Source organism: Actinoplanes sp. NPDC049598, assembly GCF_040675435.1.
Classification (GTDB): domain Bacteria; phylum Actinomycetota; class Actinomycetes; order Mycobacteriales; family Micromonosporaceae; genus Actinoplanes.
Genome location: NZ_JBFAOX010000008.1, coordinates 1 through 16,071, shown reverse-complemented (window position 1 = coordinate 16,071; position 16,071 = coordinate 1). Strand labels below are relative to the sequence as shown.

Annotated in this window: 13 protein-coding genes; 2 read left to right on the top strand and 11 right to left on the bottom strand. The window is 72.3% G+C overall.

Features of this window, described 5'->3' with window-relative positions:
• Positions 1–12: 12 nt before the first annotated feature.
• The 11 genes from AB0J66_RS19535 to AB0J66_RS19485 all read right to left on the bottom strand — a co-directional run bounded on the left by AB0J66_RS19535 (position 13) and on the right by AB0J66_RS19485 (position 14,096).
• The gene (locus AB0J66_RS19535; protein WP_364662987.1) at positions 13–1,383 is read right to left on the bottom strand and encodes a cystathionine beta-synthase; all 1,371 of its coding nucleotides are present in this window, start codon (positions 1,381–1,383) and stop codon (positions 13–15) included.
• 5 nt (positions 1,384–1,388) lie between these two features.
• Positions 1,389–2,795 (bottom strand): cation:proton antiporter, encoded by a 1,407-nt coding sequence (locus AB0J66_RS19530; RefSeq protein ID WP_364662229.1) that lies wholly within the window; start codon positions 2,793–2,795, stop codon positions 1,389–1,391.
• Positions 2,792–3,562, bottom strand: a complete 771-nt coding sequence (locus tag AB0J66_RS19525) for a glucose 1-dehydrogenase (RefSeq protein ID WP_364662227.1) — start codon at positions 3,560–3,562, stop codon at positions 2,792–2,794. Before AB0J66_RS19525 ends, AB0J66_RS19530 begins: the two co-directional genes overlap by 4 nt.
• On the bottom strand, positions 3,549–4,718 hold the full coding sequence (locus tag AB0J66_RS19520; RefSeq protein ID WP_364662225.1) for an aminotransferase class I/II-fold pyridoxal phosphate-dependent enzyme: 1,170 nt from the start codon (positions 4,716–4,718) through the stop codon (positions 3,549–3,551). Before AB0J66_RS19520 ends, AB0J66_RS19525 begins: the two co-directional genes overlap by 14 nt.
• Positions 4,715–6,106, bottom strand: coding sequence for an FAD-binding oxidoreductase (locus AB0J66_RS19515; protein ID WP_364662222.1), 1,392 nt, complete (start codon positions 6,104–6,106; stop codon positions 4,715–4,717). The genes AB0J66_RS19520 and AB0J66_RS19515 overlap by 4 nt, the downstream gene beginning before the upstream one ends.
• Complete coding sequence (locus AB0J66_RS19510) at positions 6,103–7,836, bottom strand: thiamine pyrophosphate-dependent enzyme (RefSeq protein ID WP_364662219.1); 1,734 nt, start codon at positions 7,834–7,836, stop codon at positions 6,103–6,105. Before AB0J66_RS19510 ends, AB0J66_RS19515 begins: the two co-directional genes overlap by 4 nt.
• A complete protein-coding gene (locus tag AB0J66_RS19505; protein WP_364662216.1) occupies positions 7,833–9,038 on the bottom strand; it encodes an ABC transporter substrate-binding protein in 1,206 nt (401 codons plus the stop codon). Before AB0J66_RS19505 ends, AB0J66_RS19510 begins: the two co-directional genes overlap by 4 nt.
• 46 nt (positions 9,039–9,084) lie before the next feature.
• Positions 9,085–10,230, bottom strand: coding sequence for a sulfotransferase (locus tag AB0J66_RS19500; protein ID WP_364662214.1), 1,146 nt, complete (start codon positions 10,228–10,230; stop codon positions 9,085–9,087).
• Positions 10,227–11,234, bottom strand: coding sequence for an NAD(P)-dependent oxidoreductase (locus AB0J66_RS19495; protein WP_364662211.1), 1,008 nt, complete (start codon positions 11,232–11,234; stop codon positions 10,227–10,229). Before AB0J66_RS19495 ends, AB0J66_RS19500 begins: the two co-directional genes overlap by 4 nt.
• On the bottom strand, positions 11,231–12,361 hold the full coding sequence (locus AB0J66_RS19490) for a Glu/Leu/Phe/Val dehydrogenase dimerization domain-containing protein (RefSeq protein ID WP_364662208.1): 1,131 nt from the start codon (positions 12,359–12,361) through the stop codon (positions 11,231–11,233). Before AB0J66_RS19490 ends, AB0J66_RS19495 begins: the two co-directional genes overlap by 4 nt.
• 763 nt (positions 12,362–13,124) lie before the next feature.
• Positions 13,125–14,096: a helix-turn-helix domain-containing protein gene (locus AB0J66_RS19485; protein WP_364662206.1), complete on the bottom strand. Its 972-nt coding sequence runs from the start codon at positions 14,094–14,096 to the stop codon at positions 13,125–13,127.
• A gap of 136 nt (positions 14,097–14,232) precedes the next feature.
• On the opposite strand from AB0J66_RS19485, the gene AB0J66_RS19480 reads away from it, so the two are divergent.
• Positions 14,233–15,465, top strand: coding sequence for an amino acid permease (locus AB0J66_RS19480; protein ID WP_364662203.1), 1,233 nt, complete (start codon positions 14,233–14,235; stop codon positions 15,463–15,465).
• 61 nt (positions 15,466–15,526) lie between these two features.
• The coding region (locus AB0J66_RS19475; protein WP_364662201.1) for a GTP-binding protein at positions 15,527–16,071 on the top strand (545 nt) is incomplete at its 3' end.

Below are 16,071 nucleotides of genomic sequence, written 5' to 3'. Positions count from 1 at the left end.
CGGGGAGATCGCCTAACGGGTGACGAGGTGGCCGAGCACGTCGTGGCGGGTGAGAACGCCGCACGGGCGCCCGTCGCTCAGGACGAGCACCGCCCCGACCCGGCCCAGGGCCGAGACGACCGCGCCGACCGGCTCACGGATCCCCACGATCGGCAACGGGGCGGCGAGGTGGTCGCGGACCAGGTCGTCCGGGGCGGCCGCGCCCGAGACGATCGCGTCGAGCAGTTCGTCCTCGTGGACGGCGCCGGCGACCTCGGCCGCCATGACCGGCGGCGGCTGCCGGAACACCGGCAGGTGGGAGACCCCGCCGGCCCGCATGGACGCGATGACCTGGCTCAGGGAGTGGTCGGGGAACGCCCACACCATGTCCTGCGCGGCCGCACCCTTGGCCCGCAGCAGATCCCCGGCCGAGGTCGCCTCGCCGGTCGGCACCTCGAAGCCGTGCGCCGAGATCCAGTCGTTGTTGAAGACCTTCGACAGATATCCGCGGCCGCCGTCCGGCAGCAGCACCACGATGACGTCGTCCGGGCCGGCCCGCTCGGCGACCCGCAGCGCCGCGACGACCGCCATGCCCGACGAGCCGCCGACCAGCAGGCCTTCCTCACGGGCGAGGCGGCGGGTCATGGCGAAGGAGTCGCCGTCGCTGACCGCGATGACCTCGTCGAGCACCGAGCGGTCGAGCGCCGGCGGCCAGAAGTCCTCCCCCACCCCTTCCACCAGGTAGGGCCGTCCGTCGCCGCCGGAGTAGACCGAGCCCTCGGGATCGGCGCCGATCACCCGTACGCGTCCCCCGGAGTGCTCCTTGAGGAACCGCCCGGTGCCGCTGACGGTGCCGCCGGTGCCCACACCGGCGACGAAGTGGGTGATCCGCCCGTCGGTCTGGCTCCAGAGCTCGGGCCCGGTGCCCTCGTAGTGGGCCCGCGGGTTGTTCGGGTTGGCGTACTGATCCGGTTTCCAGGCGTCGGCGATCTCGCGTACCAGCCGGTCCGAGACGTTGTAGTAGGAGTCGGGGTGTTCCGGCGGCACCGCGGTCGGGCAGGTCACCACCTCCGCCCCGTACGCCGTCAAGACGTTGATCTTGTCGATGCTGACCTTGTCGGGGCAGACGAAGACGCAGCGGTAGCCGCGGCGCTGAGCCACCAGGGCCAGGCCGACGCCGGTGTTGCCGCTGGTCGGCTCGACGATGGTGCCGCCCGGCTTGAGCTCGCCGGCCTCCTCCGCCGCCTGGATCAGCGCCGGGGCGATCCGGTCCTTGACCGACCCGCCGGGGTTGAAGTACTCCACTTTGGCCAGCACGAGGGGGCCGCCGGGCCGCGTGACCGAGCCGAGCTGGATCAGCGGTGTGTCGCCGATGAGGTCGAGGACCGAGGAGTGGTAGCGCACGAGGGTCACCTGTTCTCTGAGATGGAGGGTTCCCGGCGGGCAACAGGCGCCGGCGCCGGCGCCGGCACGACCCGCCGCAGCAGCGGGCCGGTCATGGCCGTGGTCACCAGGGCCATGACGACGAACATCGCGAACAACGGTGGATTGAGGACGCCAAGTTGCAGGCCGATGCCCAGGACGATCAGCTCGGTGAGGCCGCGGCAGTTCATCATCAGCCCGAGCGCCAGCCCGTCGCGGGCGGTGGTCCCGGCGGCCACGGCGGCCACGGCCGTTCCGCCGATCTTGGTGACCACGGCGATGACCACCAGGGCCGCCAGCACCAGCCAGCCGCCGCCGATGTCCAGCGACGTCAGGTCGAGCTGAAGTCCGAAGACCACGAAGAACAGCGGCAGCAGCACCCAGATGGCGACGCCCTCCAGCTTGGCGGTCAGCTCCCGGGTCGCCTCCGACCCGCGCGGCATGATCAGGCCGGCCAGGAAGGCGCCGAAGATCGCATGGGCGCCGATCAGCTCGGTCACCGCGGACGCGGTCAGCAGGACGACCGTGCACAGGGCGAACAGCGTGGTCCGCCGGCTGCTGCCGGGCGCGCTGCCGGCCGCCGCCCGGGCCAGCACCGGCCGTACGATCCCCGCCATGACCGCCGTGACGACGGCGACCAGCAGCGCGGTCCAGGCGGCCGCCCACAGGGACGCGCCCCGCAGGTAGGCGACCACCCCGACCAGCAGGCACCAGGCCGTGACGTCGGCGACGCCGGCCGCGGCGAGGCCGGCCGAACCCACCGGGGATCGCAGCAGGTTCTGTTCGGTGAGGATCCGGGCCAGCACCGGGAAGGCGCTGATCGACAGGCACAGCCCGACGAACAGGAAGAAGGCGCCGTCACCGATCCCGGCCGGCCGGTACCGATCCGGCAGCGCGGCGGCGAACAGAATGCCGGCCAGGAACGGCACGGCGATGGACGCGTGCCCGACGACGAAGCTGCGCCCGCCGCTGCGGCGCACCAGCCGCCAGTCCATCTCGCAGCCGACCAGGAACATGAACAGGATGACGCCGATCTGGGCCAGCGCCGACAGGTAGGGGGTGATCGAGGCCGGGAACAGCCACTGCTGGATCGACGGCTGCAGCGCGCCGAAGACGGACGGTCCCAGGGCCAGCCCGGCGGCGAGCTCGCCGATCACCGCTGGTTGCCCCAGCCGGCGGGCCAGCGCCCCGCCGGCCGCCGCCGCCGCGACGGCCGCCGCCACCGCCAGCAGCAGGTGGTAAAGGATCGGGCCGGCGCTCGGGCCGGCCGGCGACCCGTCACCGGCCGGCCGTGCGCGCAGCACGATGAAGGCGACCGCGAGCCCGGCCGGCACGACCGCGGTCGCCAGGTAGACCAGCGGGGTGCGCAGGCCCGCCAGCGCCGGCCGGCTCATACGCCCAGCCCGCCCGAGACGACCAGCTGCGAGCCGGTCACATAGCGGGAGTCGTCGCTGGCCAGATAGGCCACCGCGCCGGCCACGTCATCCGGTTGTCCCAGCTCGCCCAGCGGCACCCGGCTCAGGTAGCCGGCCCGGGCCCGCCCCGGATCAGCGTCGAATCTGCCCAACAGCGAGGCGCCCAGCTCCGTGTCGATCATCGCCGGGTGCACCGAGTTGCAGCGCAGGGCCAGCCCGGTGCGGGCGCAATGCACGGCCACCGACTTGGTCAGGTGGGTCACCGCCGCCTTCGCCGCGCCGTAGGCCACGAAGCGCGGGGTCGACATCAGGCCCGCCGTGGACGACATGTTGATGATCGATCCGGGCGTGTCCCGGCCCATCACAGCCATCGCCGCCCGGCAGCCGAGGAACACGCTGTCCAGGTTGCCGGCGAGGATCCGGTGCCACGTGGCCAAGGTGATGGCCGCGGGGTCCTGCGGCTCGCCCCCGCCGGCCGAGCCGGCGTTGTTGACCAGGACGTCCAGCCGGCCGAAACGCCCGGCGACCGCGTCCAGCACCTGCGGCCACTGCTTCTCCTCGACGACGTCCTGGGCCAGGTAGTGCGCCCGCGGGCCGAGCTGTCCGGCCGCCTCGGCGCCGCGGCGCTCGTCGCGCCCGGTGACGACCACGGCCGCGGCGTCCTCGGCGATCAGCCGCCGGGCCAGGGCCAGGCCGATGCCGCTGGTGCCGCCGGTGACCACGGCCACCCGGTCAGTCAGTCGCATCGTCGTCCTCCTTGCCCATCAGGCGCGCGCCCGCGGCGTGCAGGGTCGGCAGCTGCTTGCAGAAGGCGAACCGGACGAGGTCCCGCCCGGCGCTGCGGTCGTGGTAGAAGGCGGAGCCCGGAATGGCGGCCACGCCCGCGCCACGGATCAGCTCGGTCACCCACCGCTCGTCGTCGTCCGGGCAGCGGGCCATCACGAAGAAAGCGCCGGCCGGGCGGGCCACGGGCAGGCCGATGCGGTCCAGGTAGTCCAGGAGCACCTCGCGCCGGGCGGTGTAGCCGGCCAGCAGGGAGTCGAAGTAGCCGCTGGCCGAGCCCGCCGACAGCATCGTGGCGACCGCCTGCTGCAGCGGCGTGGGCGCGGCGAAGGTGATGAACTGGTGGGTTCCGCGCACGGCGTCGGTCAGGTGGGGCGGGGCCAGCACCCAGCCGACGCGCCAGCCGGTGACGCTGAAGGTCTTCGACGCCGACGAGACCACGAGCGTACGGTCGCGGCAGCCGGGCGCTGCCGACGCCCGCACGTGGGTGGCGCCGTCGTAGACCAGGTGCTCGTAGGTCTCGTCGCAGAGCAGGTAGGCGTCGTGCCGTTCGGCCAGTTCGGCTATCGCGGTGAACTGCTCCGCGGTCAGCAGTGCGCCTCCGGGGTTGCCCGGCGTGTTGAGCAGGACCAGGCGGGTGCGGGGCGAGAAGGCGGCGGCCAGCCGGTCCGGGTCGAGGCGGAAGTCCGGGAACGAGGTGGGCACGTAGCGCACGACGCCCCCGGCCGCGACGACGCACGCGGGGTAGGTCTCGTAGTACGGCTCGATCACGATGACCTCGTCGCCCTTGGAGACCAGGGCGGTCACCGCCGCCCAGATGCCCTCGGTGGCTCCGACGGTGACCGTGACCTCGGTGTCCGGGTCGTACTCGACGCCGTACCGCTGCGCCGAGTGCGCGGCGACCGCCTGGCGCAGCGCCGGCAGGCCGGGGCTGGGGGCGTACTGGTTGTAGTGCTGCCGCACGGCCTGACCGGCCGCCTCGATCAGCGCCTGCGGCGGGTCGAAGTCGGGGAAGCCCTGCGCCAGGTTGATGGCCGAGTGCTGGTTGGCCAGCCGCGTCAGCCGGGTGAAGACCGACGGGCTCAGCGCCGTCGGCGCCGACGGCGGCAACCCGCTCACCGTGCCGCCTCGTCGAGGACGCGTCCCGGGCTGAGGGTGCCGCGGGGGTCGAGGGTCCGTTTCAGCAGCCGCATGAGGGCGATCTCCTCGTCCGTACGGGAGTAGTGCAGGTACGGCCGTTTCTCGAAGCCGATCCCGTGTTCGGCCGAGATGGACCCGCCGTGCCGGCGGACCGCGCCGTAGACGATGTGCTCGACGACGGACTTGCGTTCGCGGGTCTGCTCACCCGTGACCACCGCGATGTGCACGTTGCCGTCGCCGAGGTGACCGAAGACCAGCAACCGCACGCCCGGCCAGTGACCGCGCAGCTCGTCGAGCACCTCGGCCAGATAGCGCTCGAGCAGGCCCGCGGGCAGGCTGATGTCGAAGCCGAACAGCGGCTGCATCTGCAGGATCTCTTTGGGGATGCGCTCACGGGCCGCCCACAGCAGGTCCACCTCCGCCGCCGAGGCCGCCACGGTGCTCTCCTCGACGAGCCCGGCGCAGTCGGTGAGGGCTCGGCGCAGGCGGTCGAGGTCGCGCGCCGGGTCGACCCCGGACACCTCGACCAGGACCGCGATCGGGTGCACCTTCTCCAGCGGCAGCGGGACCTCGTCCCGGACCGGGAGCAGCACCTCGTACGCCTTGTCCCAAACAGCCTCGAACGCGCTCACCATGCCCGGCAGCGCGGCCTGCAGGCGATGCAGCAGTTCAAGGGCCGCGTCCAGGTCGGCCACGCCGCACATCGCGGCGAACCGGCACTGCGGGGCCGGGCGCAGCCGCAGCGTCGCCCGGGTGACGACGCCCAGCGTCCCCTCGGTGCCGATGAACAGCTGCTTGAGGTCGTAGCCGGCGTTGTTCTTGACCAACTTGTGCAGGCCGTCGACGACCGTTCCGTCGGCCAGCACGACCTCCAGGCCCAGCACCAGCTCGCGCATCATGCCGTAGAGCAGGACACGCAGACCGCCGGCGTTGGTGGCGACGGCGCCGCCGATGGTGGCGGACATCCGCGGCGCCACGTCGAGGGGGAACAGAAGTCCCTCGCCGGCCGCGAGATCCTGCACGGCGGCCAGCGTGCAGCCGGCCTGCACGGTCATCGTGCGGGTGCTGCGGTCGAACTCCTCGACCCGGTTCATCCGCTCCAGCGACAGCACGACCTCGTCCCCGCCCGGCACCCCGCCCGAGACGAGCCCGGTCATCCCGCCCTGGGGCACGACCGGCACGCCGCGCCCGGCGCAGAGCCTCAAAACGGCCGACACCTCGGCGGTGCAGCCGGGCCGGACCACCACTTGGGGGTCGCCCTTGCGGTCGCTGCCCCACAGGTCCTGTGCGTAGCGGGGCCCGATCTCCGTCCCGGTCAAGCAGTTCTCGGCGCCGACGATCTCCGTCAGCTGCTCGGTCAGGGTCATCGTTGCCGTCTCCGATCCGCCGGGAGGGCCGCGGCTGGACCGCCGAGCCCGGGCAGGTGCTGATACGCCGAGATCCACTCGAGGCTCGTCCGTACGTGGATCACCACCGGGCCGGTGCAGTCGAGAGCGACCTGCAGGGCCGGTTCGATCTCCTCCGGGCTGCGCACCGACAGGCCGGTGGCGCCGAACGCCCAGGCCATGGCCGCGAAGTCGGGGTTGACCAGGTCGGTGGCGATGACCCGGCCGGGATACGACCGTTCCTGGTGCTGGCGGATGGTTCCGTAACTGTTGTTGTCGGCGATGACGATGATCAGCCGGCTGCGCCGGTGCACGGCGGTGGCCAGCTCCGTGCCGGTCATCAGGAATCCGCCGTCGCCGACGAAGGCGTACACCTGCCGGCCGGGATGCCGCAGGGCGGCGGCGAGCGCGCCCGGCACGCCGAAGCCCATGGCGCTGGCCGACGTGCCGAGCATCCGGCGCTTACCCACCATGGGCAGGTAGCGGTGGACCCAGCTGGTGAAGTTGCCGGCGTCCACGGTGAACACCGCGTCCTCGGCCGCGAGCTCGTCCACCGCCGCGGCGACGGCCCCGAAGACCACGCCGTCGGACGAGGTCACCGGATGCCAGGTCCCGGCCCGCTCCTCCAGCGCCCGCAGCGACCGGGTCCATTCCGGCCAGCCGGGGCGGGGATCCGGGACCGACGCGCAGAGGTCCTCCAGGAAGGCGGCGGGGTCCGCCGCGAGGGCCAGTTGCGGCGGGTGCACGTGGCCCAGCCATCGTGCGTCCGGATGGACGTGCACGAGCCGCTGATGGTCGGCGGGCAGGGTGTGGGTCTGGGTCGTCGTCGAGTCGAGCCGGGTGCCGACGGCGAGCACCAGGTCCGCCTCGGCGAGCGCGGCCCGGCGGTCCGGCTGGGTGGCGATGGTCAGCTGCCCGGCGTAGGTGCGGTGGTCGTTGGCCAGCAGGTCCTGACGCTTGTTGCTGGTTACCACGGGCAGGCCGAGCTGGTCGGCCGCCCGGGCCAGGGCGCGTCGGCCCCGATCGTCGCCGAGCCGGTCGCCGGCGATCAGCAGGGGCCGCCGCGCCTCGGCCAGCATCGCGGCGGCCCGCCGGACGTCGGTCACGGCCGCCCGCCCGATCGCCGCCGGCTCCACCGCTCCGGCGGTGACGGCCGTGACGGGTTCGCCGAACATGTCCTCCGGCACGACCACGACGGTGGGGCCGGGCGTGCCCGCCTCGGCCACCCGCAGGGCTCGGGTGACGATTTCGGCGACGCGGCCGGGGTCGTGCACGGTCCACACCTGTTTGGCGCAGTCGGCGAAGGTGCCCTGATACTCCATCTCCTGGAACGAGGACCGCCCGATCTCCGACCGGCGGACCTGGCCGACAATCAGCAGCAGCGGCGTGCCGTCCTGCCGGGCGGAGTGCAAGGCGATGGCCGCGTTCGTCGCACCTGGCCCCCGGTTGACCACCAGCACCCCGGACCGGCGGGTGAGCTTGGCGTCGGCCAGCGCGGCGAACCCGGCCGAGCCCTCGTGCCGGTTGGTGACCACGTCGACCGCCGGGACGCCGGCCAGGGCGTCGAGCAGGGCCAGATAACTCTCACCGGCCACGCCGAAGACACGGTCGACGCCGTGTGCCCGCAGGGCCGCCACCATGGCCTGGGCGACGGTGCCCGCCTCACCGGCCGGGCCGGGCGGGGCCGGCCGGTCGGTCGCGGCCGACGTCATCGCGGACCCACGTAGTCGCCGGTCCGCACCTCGTCCGGGTAGATCACCGCAGCCTCGTCGAAGCCCTGGCCCACCGTCTGGTACTGCATCAACATGAACTGCGGCGGACTGTGGTGCCAGTGTTCGGAGCCGCGCTCGAACGACACCGGGCCCCGCCAGGTGTCGAACGCGCCGGCCTCCAGTGCCTGCAGCAGCCCCTCCCGGTCGGCCCCGCCCGCGGCGGCCAGCGCCTGGCCGATGACGGTGACGTCGGTGAAGGCGTTGAGGGCGTTGTCCGGCGGGAACGAGCCGTAAGCGTCCAGGTAGGCCCGGGTGAACCACTGCCCGATCGGGGTGAGTCCGGCCCACGACGGGCGATAGGTGGTGGCCGGCCAGACGACGTGGTTGCCGGCCGGCCCGGCCAGCCGCCAGTAGTCGTCCGAGCGCATCGGGAACGGGAACATGACCAGCATCTGCGTGCCCGGCAGGAGACCGGTCTCGGCCGCCTGGTCGATCACCATGTAGTTGGTCCGCACGACACCGCAGTTGATCAGCGCGTCGGGGGCGAACTCCTGGATCTGCCGGAGCTGGTCGCGGACGTCGGTCGTGGTCTCCTGCTCGAAGTCGAGCCGTAGGACGTCGAAGCCGGCCGCGGTGGCCGCGTCCTGCAAGGTGGTGGCCATCATGCTGCCGAAGACCGTGTCGGGGGCGATGATGCCGAGGCGGGTCAGCTTCTGCTCGGCCAGGAACTCGACGATCATGGGCACCCGGTCGGCGATGCTGAAGTAGGTGCGGAACAACGTGCGGCGTTGCCGGGCGGTGATGGTGTTGTGGCCGTTCTCCACGAAGATCGGGACGCCCAGGAGCTCGGCCGTCCGGGTGACGTGCTCGGCGGTCCGCAGGTGCCACTGCCCGACGACGGCCAGCACCTCGTCGACCATCGCCAGCTTGGCCAGCCCGGCCACGGCGGAGCGCTGCATGCCCTCTTCCCCGGCGGACACCTGGTCGTTCTGCACGACGAGCTCGACGTCGGCGATGCCGTTCTCCCTGAGGTAGCGCACGCCGAGGCAGACCCCGCGGACGATGAGCTCGCCCGCCACCGGGTCACCCGGGCCGGTCAGCGGGGTCAGCACACCCACGGGCACGGCGCCGGCGCCGGCGCCGGCGTTGGCCGCGGCCACCAGCGCACGGGCGCGCGACTCATTGGTGTCCGATGTCGACATGGCACTCTCCTCAGGGACGGGTGATTGACGGTCGGTCGGTCACGGATCAGCAGCCGAAGGTCTCGCGGTAGGCCGTGAACCGGCGGGACAGGCCGGCGGCGTCGAGCCCGAAATCAGCTGGGTGGTACTCGTGCCGGCCGTGCTTGCCGGCGCCGTTGCCGGCGAGATAGGCGCGCGCGGCGTCCGTCGCCACCGCCGTCATCGGCACGCCGGCGAAGTCGCAGATCCTCCCGGCCTGCCCGACGGGATCGCGGACCAGATCGCGGTAGCGAACGTCGAGGATCTGGCCGGCCGGGACCGCCCGCCGGGTCGCGGCCACGTCGGTGATGATCGGCTCGATCCGCCGCAGCCAGTAGGGGCCGATCTCCGCCCGGTCGACCCGGTCGCTGCGGGCCTCGCGGATGGCGGCGCAGAGACTGGCGGTCGACGGCACCGTCTCGGCCGGATCACGGTGCATGTGCACGATCCGCGCGTCGGGATAGGCGGCGATCAGGGCCGGCAGCGACCACAGATGAAACGGGCACTTGAGCACCACCGGCGCGCCCGGGACGCGCCACAGCAGGGCCTGCAGCTGCCGCCGGTGGTAGCGGTACTGCTCGGTCAGGTCCTGCCCGGCCAGCCAGGCGCCGTAGCCGGGCACCCGGTAGCGCATCTCGTAGACCATGCTGGCGAACGTGGTGCCGATCAGCCGGTGGCACTCGTCGGGGCGGCGGGCGTCGAGGAAGTGGATCCGGGGCAGTTGCGGGGCGACCCGGTTGTACTCGTCGACATAGTCCTGCGCCCGGTCGGCCATCGCCTCGTACTCGGCGGCGCCGAGCCGTTCGGTGGCCGGGTCGAGCAGCTCCCACAGGGCCGGCACGCGCAGGCCGGGATGCTGGGCCAGCAGATTGTGCACGAGGGTGGTGCCGGTGCGCAGCAGGCCCGTGATGATGATCGGGCGCGGGACCGGTGTCGCCGTGATCTCCGGATGCCGGTGGATCAACCGGTCCAGGGTGATCTGCCGCTCGAGCGTGGCCACCAGGCTCGAGCGGACGATCCGCGAGCCCTCGGGCGTGAGCCGGGCCTCCCGGGCCAGGGAGTCGGCCAGCCGGTCGAGGGGTTCGAGGAAGCGGAACTCCGCCGGGTCGGCGTCCTGCCGCTGGGCCGCCTCACGGACGATCGACGCGCCCGTCAGCTCCAGGATGCCCGTCATGCCGTGCTCCCGGCCCGGGCCGGCGGCACGGCGGCCGGCCCGCGCAGGCCGAGGTCCACCTGATCGCGCAGCGGCCGCCCGGCCCGGAAGTCGGCCAGGTTCTCCAGGAAGACCTCGCCCACCCGGCCCTGTTCGCCGGGGAAGCGGTAGGCGCAGTGCGGGGTGATCCACAGATTCGGCACGTCCCACAGCTCGTCGTGCTGGTAGAGCGGCTCGCGGGCGTGGACGTCGAGCAGCGCCGCGCGAAGCCGCCCGCTGCGCAACCGGTGCACCAGGGCGGCGGTGTCCACGACGTCGGCCCGGCCGACATTGATGACGCAGGCGTGCGCGGGCAAGGCGTCCAGCACCGCCGCGCTGACCAGCCCGGCGGTCTGCGGGGTCGACGGCACCGCCACGACGAGATGGTCGGCCCGGGCCGCGGCCTCGGCCAGCCGGTGCGACGGCAACGTCGGCCCGGCCGGCGACGCCGGCCGCGGGCGGTGGGTCACCGCGGTGACGGACATGCCGAACGCCTGGGCCCGCCGGGCGATCTCGGTGCCGATCCGGCCGAGGCCCAGCAGCAGCAGCCGGGAACCGCCGACCAGCTGGGCGTCGGGCATCCGCCACCGTCGCTCCCGCTGGCTGTCGACGAGCGCGACCGCGTCCTTGGCCAGCACGAGCAGGCCCATCAGGGCGAACTCGGCCACCGGCACGACCGGCACCCGGGCCGAGGTGGAGACCCGCACCGAGGGCCGGGGAAGGCCGGCCGCGACGTGGTCGGTGCCGGTGCCGGTCAGGTGCAGCCACTTCAGCCGGGAGCAGCGGGCCAGCATCCCGGGTGGGAAGGTGTTGGCGATCAGCACGTCGATGCGGTGCGGGTCGGGCGGGTCGAAGCCGGTGGCGGCCACGACCTCGACGACGGCGCCGGGGTCGGCGCTGCGGATCTGCTCGGCCAGGCCGGGGCCCATGGTGGGGTGGTAGACGCAGATCCGCGGCGCGTCTGGATCGGGCGGGCCGGCCGTCATGCGTCGACCAGCTTCCGGTCCCGGTCGGCCAGGAGCTCGTGGGCGAGGTCGTCGGCGATCCGGTAGAGCGGGCGGTTCTCCACCTTCGCCCGATCGAGCAGCACGGCGATGTTGCCCCGGATCCGCCGGCTGACGTGCGTGAAGAGCCAGTCGACGAGCTCGTCGACGCCGGCCCCGGCGGGCGCGGCGCCGAGCAGGAGCAGACCGGTGACGGCCGCGCCCCCGCAGTTGACGACGATGCCGGGCAGCACCGGGACGCCCCGCTGGGCCAGGCGGTCGCAGGCCGCCGGCGAGCAGGCCAGATTGCCGCCCTCGACCACGATGGACGCTCGGACCCGGTCCACGTTCGCGGCCGTGACGGCGTCGCCGCCGGCCGCCAGCACGAGAACGTCCGCGTCGACGTCGAGCCACGCGTCGGCGGCCTTCGCCCCGGCCACGCCGAGCGCGCCGCGATCGATCGAGCCGTACTCGTCGGTGGCCGCGATCAGCCGGTCGACGTCCAGGCCGGCGGGGTCGGCGATCGTGCCGTGGCGGTCGGCCACCGCGACCACCTTGAACCCGCGCCCGCTCAGGTCGCCGGCGACGGAACGGCCGACGGTGCCGAAGCCCTGAACGGCGACGGTCCGGCAGCGCGCGTCGAGCCCCAGTTGCTCCGTGGCCGCGGTCACCGCCTCGCAGACGCCGAAGCCGGTGATGTCGTGGCACCGCGCCCAGAGCTCGCTCCAATTGCACGGCAGGTCGATCGGGCTGTCCCGCTGGACGTCGAAGTCGGCCGCCTCGAAGAAGAAATCCCGGTCGCGGTAGGAGATGCCCTGGTCACAACCTAGGTAGACACCGTTGCGCAGCAGTGGCGCGACCGCCTGGCCGAACGCGGTGAGCTGGCGGTCCCGCTCGGGGCCGGCGGGCAGGCCGCAGACGATGCCCGCCTTGGCCCCGCCGATCGGCAGGCCCGCGAGGGCCAGCTTGAGTGTCATCGCCTCGGCCAGGCCGGCCACCTCCTGCAGGTCGACCTGCGGGGTCATCCGGGTGCCCCCCATCGCCCGCCCGTCGACGAAATCGTTGACCACGACGAATCCACGGAATCCCGAAGCGGGATCGCTGACCTGGATGCGCACTTCCATGCCCATGACGGTTCCTCCGGTAGACGAAGACGCGTTCGTTCCCCGGAGGCCGAGCGTGCTGGTCACACGCCGGCATCCGGCTCATTGCTCAGGAGGGCTTTTCGAATGGCGGTGGCGAAATGATGCGGCCGCACCACACCGCCAGCCTGATCGAAAAGAAGTATGCCAATGGCTTGGCCGCGTTTTGCCAATCGTTTCTTCTTCAGACGCAACGCTTACCGGGCCGAGACGAGTTAAGCATGCGCGATGTCGGCTGGCAACCACACGGAAAGCCAGGAACGGGCCGTAGCGGCGCCGTTTCCGGTGCGATATCTACGGACCGTAGAACCACACATCGTCCATTCTCCTACAGGCATTGTAGGAATATTTTGCCGCTTTTCTTAATTTCCGGAAGGTGAACAGGACGACTTCATTCCGAAAAGAAACAGCGGTCCGCCGTGGCCCGGATCCGACTCGGGCCACCCTGGGTGGCGGCGGCCGCCGGACGGCATGGCCGGCACCGCAGCGCCCCGCGCCACCTGCCGTTCAACCGAGGCCACGCGGGGCCCCGAGCCGGCTCCGGACCCCCAGATGTGACCGTCAGCACTGGATCGGTTACTAAAAGCAGAGATGATGTTAACCGCAGATTAACGATCGACTCACGTCCGACGTGAGCGACTTCCGTCAAGGGCAGAGCCACGACCGCGGCGGCTCGCATCGATACCGGGAAAGATCAGACCAACGGCTACCGTGAGTAGTTTTTTCGGCGGGTCCTGGCCGGGCCGGCCGCTTAGACGGCCCGCTGACGGCTGGACCGGAAGACGTGCCGATAGGTCTGCGGCGACACCGCGACCGCTCGCTGGAAGTGAGACCGCAGAGTCGCAGCCGAGCCGAAACCGGCCCTCTTGGCAATGTTTTCTACCGATTCGTCGGTCGTTTCGAGCAGCTCTTGGGCGCATCGGATGCGCTGCTGCTGAAGCCATCGCAGCGGTGTCACACCTGTGATCTCGTGAAATCGGCGGGCGAAGGTGCGCTGGCTCATGTTCGCCCGGCGGGCCAGCTCAACCACGGTGAGTTGCTCCGCCAGGTGCTCCCGGGCCCAATCCAGGACCGCGCTCAGCTCGTCGGCCCGGGACAGGCCGGTGGGCGGCTCCACGAACTGTGCCTGGGCGCCGTCCCGGTGCGGCGGGACGACCATCCGCCGGGCGACCGCGTGGGCCACCGAGGCGCCGTGATCGGTCGCCACCAGATGCAGGCAGATGTCCACCGCCGCGCCGGTGCCGGCCGAGGTCAGAACGTCTCCCTCGTCGACGAACAGCACGCCGCCGTCCACCTTGACCTCCGGAAACCGGTGGGCGAAGTCGATCACGTTCATCCAGTGCGTGGTCGCGCGCCGGCCGTCGAGCAGACCGGCCGCCGCCAGCAGGTAGGCGCCGGTGCAGATCGACACCATCCGTGTGCCGCGCTGATGGGCCCGGCGCAGCGCCGCCACCAGGTCGGCCGGTGGATGCAACTGCGTCTGCCGGGAACACGCCGGCACGATGATCGTGTCCGCCTGCTCCAGGACGGACAGGTCGTAGGGCACATGAATGCCCGGCCCGGACGACGTCCTCAGCGAGCCCGGCTCACTCGCGCAGAACCGCAAGTCGTACCAGGGATCGGCCAGATCAGCCCGGTCGATGCCGAAGACCTCGCAGGGCACCGCGAGCTCGAAGATCGGAGACCGGTCGGTCAACGGCATCACCACGGTATGGGCACGCATGGCAAAAACTTAGCGTGTTTTGACAGTCACGCCGCTGGTGGCCGAACGCCGTCCTGACGAACCTTGGCTCATGGCTCCAACCGTGCCCGGAACTACTGACGACGCTGCGCAGACTTCCGCTCGCGGACTCACCCTCGTGCAAGGCACCGCCCTCTACGTCGGCGCGGTCCTGGGCACCGGTGCGATCGCGCTGCCCGCGCTGGCCGCCCGGGCCGCCGGGCCCGCGTCCCTGCTGGCCTGGCTCGGCCTGATCCTGATGTCGATCCCGCTGGCGGCCACCTTCGCCGCCCTGGGATCGCGCTATCCCGACGCCGGCGGTGTTTCCACCTATGTGCGCCGGGCCTTCGGCGGCAACTGGGCCGGGCTGGTCGGCTGGTGCTTCTACCTGACCGTCCCGCCCGCGATGGCTGCCGCGGCGCTGTTCGGCGGGGCGTACGTGGCCGATGCCACCGGCGGCGACACCACGACCACGGTGCTGGTCGCGGTGGCCCTGATCGCGGCCGTCACGGTGGCCAACGTCTTCGGCCTGCGGGTCTCCGGCCGGCTCGCTCTCGGGCTGGCCGTGGTGCTGGCCGTGCTCCTGCTGCTGGCGGCGGGCTCCTCCTTGCCCGATGCGCGGCTCGACAACCTGCAACCGTTCGCCCCGAAAGGCTGGGCCGCCGTCGGTTCGGCCGCCGCGCTGCTGGTGTGGAGTTTCTCCGGCTGGGAAGCGATGACCCATCTGTCGGCCGACTTCCGCCGTCCGCACCGCGACATCCCCCGCACCACCGGCGCCGCCGTGGTGATCGTCGGCTTCCTCTACCTGACCGTCGCCGCGGCCACCGTCCTCGTGCTCGGCCCGGCGGCCGGCGAGTCCGACGCACCGCTCGCCGACCTGCTCAGCATCGGCATCGGCCGGGCGGGCGGCGCCGTCGGCACCGGGGTCGCCGTGCTGCTCACGCTCGGGGTCATGAACACCTATCAGGCCAGCGCGGCCAAGCTCGGCGCCGCGCTGGGCCGGGATGCCGCCCTGCCTCGCTGGCTCGCCCCCGGCAGCGAGTCGGGCGGCGTTCCCGTCCGCAGTGTCCTGATCGTGGCCGCCCTGGCCGGCACGGCCCTGCTGACCGTCGTGATCTTCGGCCACGCCGACCCGGAGCCTCTCGTCCTGCTCACCACCGGCGCCTTCGTCACGGTGTACGTCCTGGGCTCGGCCGCCGCCCTCCGCCTGCTCCCCCGCCGGTCCTGGGGGTGGCGGTCGGCCCTCATCTCGGTGACCGCCTCGGTGCTGCTGCTCGCCACCACCGGCCGGTACCTGCTCTGGCCGGCCCTGCTCGCCGCCGCCTGCCTGCTCTATCTGCGCCGGTCGGCGCGGGCCGCCGCCAGTGGCTAGCCCGGCCGTCTCGACGACGCGCCGACATCGCCCGACGATCGCCAACGGAGAGGTAGTGCCGATGGGCCAGGCCTTGCTGGAGAACGAGACGGCGCCGTCGGCGCGTATGGACCTGCTGCGGTTCGCCACGGCGGGCAGCGTCGACGACGGCAAGTCCACCCTGATCGGGCGTCTGCTGTACGACACCAAGACCATCTTCGCCGACCAGCTGGAGGCCGTGGAGGCGGCCAGCGCGTTACGCGGGGACGAGTACACCAACCTGGCGCTGCTCACCGACGGCCTGCGGGCCGAGCGTGAGCAGGGCATCACGATCGACGTCGCCTACCGCTACTTCGCCACCCCGCGGCGTAAGTTCATCATCGCCGACACCCCCGGGCACATCCAGTACACCCGCAACATGGTCACCGGGGCCTCCACCGCCGACCTGGCGCTGATCCTGGTCGACGCGCGCAAGGGCCTGGTCGAGCAGTCGCGCCGGCACGCGTTCCTGACCTCGCTGCTGCGGGTGCCGCACCTGGTGCTCTGCATCAACAAGATGGACCTGGTCGACTGGGACAAGGCGGTCTACGACCGGATCGCCGACGAGTTCACCTCGTTCGCGGCCAA